The organism is Mesorhizobium sp. M7A.F.Ca.CA.001.10.2.1 (assembly GCF_003998575.1).
Taxonomy (GTDB): Bacteria; Pseudomonadota; Alphaproteobacteria; order Rhizobiales; family Rhizobiaceae; genus Mesorhizobium.
In genome coordinates this window covers 1-5639 of the sequence record NZ_RZQY01000388.1, presented here as the reverse complement: position 1 = coordinate 5639, position 5639 = coordinate 1, and the positions used below count along the sequence as shown (strand labels likewise).

General features: G+C 62.7%; 8 protein-coding genes. 5 read left to right on the top strand and 3 right to left on the bottom strand.

The window, feature by feature from the left end; all coding sequences use genetic code 11:
- Together EN964_RS22495 and EN964_RS22490 are read left to right on the top strand one after the other, a co-directional pair.
- Positions 1 to 427, top strand: a 427-nt coding sequence (locus tag EN964_RS22495) for an alpha/beta fold hydrolase (RefSeq protein WP_127276738.1), incomplete at its 5' end; no start/stop codon positions are given.
- Positions 428 to 532: 105 nt separating this feature from the next.
- Positions 533 to 1189: a glutathione S-transferase family protein gene (locus tag EN964_RS22490; protein WP_127269297.1), complete on the top strand. Its 657-nt coding sequence runs from the start codon at positions 533 to 535 to the stop codon at positions 1187 to 1189.
- Between the two features lie 6 nt (positions 1190 to 1195).
- Here EN964_RS22490 and EN964_RS22485 read toward each other — a convergent pair whose 3' ends face one another.
- From EN964_RS22485 to EN964_RS22475, 3 genes are read right to left on the bottom strand one after another with little or no spacing between them, the layout of a single operon-like run.
- Entirely contained in the window at positions 1196 to 1459 is a 264-nt protein-coding gene (locus EN964_RS22485) for a helix-turn-helix transcriptional regulator (protein WP_013529232.1), read from the bottom strand.
- A 32-nt stretch (positions 1460 to 1491) separates the two neighbouring features.
- Positions 1492 to 2823 carry an MFS transporter gene (locus EN964_RS22480; RefSeq protein WP_329608556.1) on the bottom strand — a complete coding sequence of 444 codons (1332 nt, stop codon included), beginning with the start codon at positions 2821 to 2823 and terminating at the stop codon, positions 1492 to 1494.
- A gap of 5 nt (positions 2824 to 2828) precedes the next feature.
- On the bottom strand, positions 2829 to 3023 hold the full coding sequence (locus tag EN964_RS22475) for a DUF1192 domain-containing protein (RefSeq protein ID WP_127269295.1): 195 nt from the start codon (positions 3021 to 3023) through the stop codon (positions 2829 to 2831).
- A 123-nt stretch (positions 3024 to 3146) separates the two neighbouring features.
- Here EN964_RS22475 and EN964_RS22470 point away from each other — a divergent pair, with 123 nt between their 5' ends.
- From EN964_RS22470 to EN964_RS22460, 3 genes are all read left to right on the top strand, one after another.
- Positions 3147 to 4157 carry an NAD(P)H-quinone oxidoreductase gene (locus EN964_RS22470; RefSeq protein WP_127272530.1) on the top strand — a complete coding sequence of 337 codons (1011 nt, stop codon included), beginning with the start codon at positions 3147 to 3149 and terminating at the stop codon, positions 4155 to 4157.
- A gap of 160 nt (positions 4158 to 4317) precedes the next feature.
- Positions 4318 to 4458 carry a DUF1127 domain-containing protein gene (locus tag EN964_RS22465; protein WP_013529236.1) on the top strand — a complete coding sequence of 47 codons (141 nt, stop codon included), beginning with the start codon at positions 4318 to 4320 and terminating at the stop codon, positions 4456 to 4458.
- A gap of 266 nt (positions 4459 to 4724) precedes the next feature.
- A partial coding sequence (locus tag EN964_RS22460) for a helix-turn-helix transcriptional regulator (protein ID WP_127276736.1) occupies positions 4725 to 5639 on the top strand: 915 nt, incomplete at its 3' end.

Below are 5639 nucleotides of genomic sequence, written 5' to 3'. Positions count from 1 at the left end.
GACGAGCGATGCCTATATCGAGCATTCGGCCGAGGGCGCCAAAGTCGATTGGTCGGACCGTGGCCAGGTGGTCGATTTCATCGTCAGGGATGCGCGGGCGATCGCCAGCGTCGCACATCCATTCGACGAGGCCCGGATGCGTGCCTTTGTCGAGCAGGATCACGACCGCTCCGGCGGCTTCCTGAGCGCGACCAACCATTTCATGCTCAGGGGCGGCGACGCGTGGAAAGGCCGCTTGCATGAAATGACGGCGCCGCTGCTGGTCATCCACGGCACGGCCGATCCGATCTTTCCGGTCGAACATGGCGAGGCGCTGGGGAAGGCGGTCACCGGCGCGAAAATCATCCGGATCGAAGGTGGCGGCCACGAGCTGCATCCAAACGACTGGGATATGATTGTTGCCGGCATCGTCGCCCACGCCGCTTGAAGCGGCAAAAGCAGGCCTTGACGAGCAATCCTTGCCGCAGTGTTTACCTATGACGAGCATGCCCGGCGCCGGCCACCGATAAACCAGGAAACAGGCGAGCAAAAAATGTCCCTGACGCTTCATTTCCATCCGCTGGCCTCCTTCTGCTGGAAGCCGCTGATCGCGCTGTACGAGAACGCCACGCCGTTCAAGCCTGTCATCGTCGATCTTGGCGATGCTCAGTCGCGCGCGGCCTTCCTGAAGATTTCGCCGGCCGGCAAGATGCCGGCGCTGCGCGACGATGCGCGCGACCGCACGGTGCTGGAATCGACCATTGTTGTCGAATATCTGGCCGCGCATTATCCGGGGCCGGTCGACCTCGTTCCCGCCGACATCGACCTGGCGCTGGCCGTTCGCCAAGCCGACCGCTTCTATGATTTCTATGTGCAGGAGCCGATGCAGAAGATCGTCGGCGATCGGTTGCGGCCGCAGGACAAGACTGACCCGTTCGGCGTCGAGCAGGCCTGCGACCAGCTTCGCAATTCCTATGCCATCATCGAACAAGACATGCAGTCGAAGATCTGGGCGATGGGCGACACCTTCACCATGGCCGATTGCGCAGCGTCCCCGGCGCTGTTCTATGCCAACAAGGTCGAGCCGTTCGGCGACAAGTATCCGACCGTGAAACGCTACCATGACCGGCTGCTGCAGCGCTCCGCCTTCGCCCGGGTGATCGAGGAGGCGCAGCCCTACTTCAAGTTCTTCCCCTACAACAACGGTTGATCGGGGTTAGGCTTCCCAGAACTGATCGAGCCAGATGTTGAGTTTGAGGAAGCCGGTGCCGCTTACCGTATAGACGCGCCTTGTTCCTTCCGGCTTGGCGTGGACCAGGCCGGCATCGAGCAGCACTTTCAGATGTTGCGACACAGCCGGGCGCGAGACCGGCAAGCCGGCGGCCAGTTCGGTGACGGTTTTCGGGCCGCGGCGAAGTTCTTCCAGAAGATGGCGCCGATTGGGATCGGCAATCGCCATGAAGGCGTCGGAAAACATCATGCCTGTATTAGTGAGGCAAAGCCTTTCGAATCTCAACCGTCTGCTTCTGCTTTTCTTCTGGGATCGAGCCGCAATGCTTCCGGGGTGACCGAACGGTCGGCCGGCTGCGTCTTGAAGGCATCACGATCGCCGATCGGCACCGGCGCGCGGCGGCTGATGCGCAGCAGCGTGTAGCCTGCCAGGCAGAGATGCGCCAAGGCGGTCGCCAAGAACAGACCTTCCGGGCGCATCCAGCCCATCAAAGCGGCGGCGAGCAAGGGTCCAATCATCGTGCCGAAGCCGTAGAGCAGCAACAGCCCGCCAGATACCTTGACGAAATCCTCCGAGCGCGCGTGGTCGTTGGCATGCGCCACGGCAATCGAATAGAGCGTGTAGGCGAAGGCGCCATAGGCGGCAGTGAAGACGATGACGAAGACGCCGGAGCGCGGCTCGAACAGAAAGATCAAGAGCGCGAACAAAGCCCCGCCGAAAGCCGCTCCCGCCAGCACGAAACGCCGGTCGGTCTTGTCGGAGAGACGCCCGGCCGGAAGCTGCATCGCGGCACCGGCAACGACCACAAGGCTCATCATCAGGGCGATCTCGGCCGTGGAAATGCCGATGCGGGCGCCATAGACGGCGCCAAGCGTGCCCCAGGCGCCGTTGGCGATGCCGATCAACACGCAAGCGACCGCCGACACCGGCGAATTGGCATAAAGGCCTCTGACATCAAGTGAGACATCCTGCAGCGGCTTGGGGTGAGAGGCGGTCGAGACCGCCGTCGGAATGAGCGATAGGCAAAACAGGATGCCGGTGATCATGAACAGCGATGCGGACTTCACGTCGCCGCCGGCGACGATCATCTGCCCGCCCATGATCGAGGCATAAGTGACCATCATGTAGAGGCCGAAGACGGTGCCGCGGTTCTCGTTGGTGGCCTTCTCGTTCAGCCAGCTTTCGATGACCATGAAGGCACCGGCCATGGTGAAGCCGGTGAAGGCGCGCAGCAGGATCCAGACATATTCGTCGATGATCAGCCCGGTCAGTAGCGCCACGATGGCGCCGGATGCGGCAAAGGCGCCAAAGGCGCGAACGTGGCCTGCGCGGCGCACGATGCGCGGTGCGAAGAAGCAGCCGGTGACGAAGCCGCCGGCCCATGCCGTGCCCATCAGGCCGAGCGATGCGGTCGAGAAACCTTCCAGTTGACCGCGCAGGGGCAAGAGCAGTCCATGCAATCCAGATGCCGCGAGCAGGAAAGCGGTGCCGCGAAGCAGCGAGAGGATCGGTCGGTAGGTTGCGAACATTGTTTGATCCGGCTCAGGTTTGGCGGGGACGCTGGGTCTGAAGACAGCCGCATTCGGGCTTTTCGGCGGCGGGCTTTGCGCCAGCGCGCCTATCCGCGGCGGAACAGTGCTTCGGCCGCGGATTTGGTGGTGTCCTTGGCCTTGAGTTCGGCTTCCAGGCGGGCAATTTCGTCGCGCAGGATACCGATCCGCTCGGTCAAGTCGCTGACGGAAAGCAGTGACAGGTCCTGCCCGATCTCGTGCGGGCGTGACTTCTTCTTGGGTTCGTCGTCGAAGATCGCCATCGTCGCTCCTCCTCCGCCAAGACCAGATTGGCCATTTGCCTGATTTGGCAATCAGCATACATAGGGCAGGGGCGTCGATGCAAACAGCCGATCGGACAACGGCGAGGAAAGACGGGAAATCTCATGGCGAGCGGACAGAAAATTCCGGCAAGGATGACGGCCATCGCGATCTCGGAGCCGGGTGGCCCTCGGGTCCTGAAGCCGGAAACACGCGACGTGCCGCAGCCCGGCCCCGGCGAGATCCTGATCAAGGTGCATGCCGCCGGCGTCAACCGGCCCGATATCCAGCAGCGCAAGGGCGCCTATCCGCCGCCGCCCGGCGCGTCGGACCTGCCGGGCCTCGAGGCGTCGGGCGAAGTGGCGGCCCTTGGCGACGACATATCGCGCTGGCGCATCGGCGACCGCGTCTGCGCGCTGACGCCCGGCGGCGGCTATGCCGAATATGTCAAGGTGCATGCCGGGAGCGTGCTGCCGTTGCCCGCCGGCTTCACCCATACCGAAGCCGCGGCGGTGCCGGAAAACTACTTCACCGTCTGGCACAATGTGTTCGAGCGTGGCGGCCTCAAGAAAGGCGAGACGCTGCTCGTCCATGGCGGCTCGTCCGGCATCGGCGCGACGGCGATCCAGCTTGCCTCGGCCTTCGGCGCCTATGTCATCACCACCGCCGGCAGCAAGGAGAAATGCGACGCCTGCCTGAAGCTCGGCGCAGACCGGGCGATCAACTATCGCGAGGCGGATTTCGTCGCCGCGGTCAAGGAGGCAACGGACGGCAAGGGCGCCAACGTCATCCTCGACATGGTCGGCGGCGACTATGTGGCGCGCAACTATGAGGCCGCTGCGGTCGAGGGTCGGATCGTCCAGATCGCCGTGCAGGCCGGCGCTGTCGCAAGCGCGGATTTTTCGAAAATCATGGTCAAGCGGCTTACCCACACCGGGTCGACGCTGAGGCCGCGCACCGTCGAGTTCAAGGCGGCGATCGCGGCGGCGCTGGAAGCGCAGGTGTGGCCGTTGCTCGGCACGCGCAAGGTTGCTCCTGTCATGGACATGATCTTCCCGCTCAGCGAAGCCTGGCGGGCGCATGAGCGGATGGAGGACGGCGAACACATCGGCAAGATCGTGCTCGACGTCGGCTGACAGCGAGCGAGGTCAGCGCCTCGCTGCCTACAAGATGAACAGAAGCTTAATGCTGCAATGCAGCATTTGCATCATTGCTATGCAAAATCAGCCATTCAAGTCCTCATCGATGACGCCTATTTGAGCACCATCGAAACGAACATCAATTTGGAGGACTACCATGAACCCGATCCGCGCTTTCCGTAACTGGCGTATGTACACCGAGACCGTCCGCGAACTGAACCGTCTCAACGCACGTCAGCTCAGCGATCTCGGCATCAACCGCGCCGACATCGAAAAGATCGCCCGCAGGGCTATCTAAAGCCACGTCTGGTCCGCTCCGGCGGACCAAGCCGTGGAAGCCAGAGCCGCACCAGACGACTTTTGTCGCGGTTCCGAGCCCGCTGGACCCAGTCCGGCGGGTTTTGTCGTTTTGGGGCCGGCAACTGCATGCGGCTCGACAGCAATCTGAGGTTGACCTCAGCTTTCAGCATGGCATTTTGATCCTGCGGGTATCGGTTGGCGTGTGGGAGCGCGTTGACGATCCGAGCCGGCAAGACGCTGACTCTGAAAGGACTGTGCGCTCTCATGTTCGATGATCTTACGGACAGGATCTACGAGGCCGCGTTCGTGCCGGATTTATGGGCGGGTGCGCTCGAAGCGGCCAGCGAGCTTTCGAGTTCGGCTGACGGCGCGATCTTCCTGTTCAGCGACGGCTCCCCCGTTCGCGGCCGGTTGAGTGACGAGTCTCCCGGGCATGGCAATTCCCTTGAAACCGTCCGCTCCCTGTTCGATGAATTCATTGCCGGCGACAGCTGGAAATTCTCCGATGCGATTCAGCGCATGTGCAGCCTGCAACCGGCGAGTTTCGTGCAGGTCGAAGATTTTCTGACTGCCGACGAGCTCGAGCATGATCCGGTACGGATACAATTGAGGGCGGCAGGTATCGGCGCTCATATCTGTTCGGCGGTTGCCATGCCGAGCGGCGAACTGGTTACATTTGTCTTTCAACGCTGGACGCGGGACGGCACCTACGATCAGACGTCGATCGACAGGCTCGACCAGCTTCGCCCGCACTTTTCGCGTGCCGGCCTGGTATCGGCGCGGCTGGGCATGGAGCAGGCCAAAGCGAGCGTCTCGGCTCTCGAGGCCCTTGGTCTGCCGGCGGCGGTAATGACTGCATCGGGACGCGTGCTGACGGCCAATGTGCTGCTGGAAAACATGCCATCCGTTTTCATCGCCGCCGCACATGGCGGCATGGCACTTGCCGACGTGTCCGCGAATGAGCTTTTCCGGCAAGCCATTACGCACAATTTGCAAGATCGGGTCGTGCGTTCCATCCCCATTCCAGCCAGGGAGGGCCAACCGGCGCTGGTCATTCATCTCCTGCCGCTGCGCCGTGCCGCGCATGAGATCTTTTCCGGGGCTGACATTCTGGTTGCGGCGACGGCACGGTGGCGCTGGCGCTCATCGCCGTCGCCAAGCCTGCTTGCCGGCCTGTTC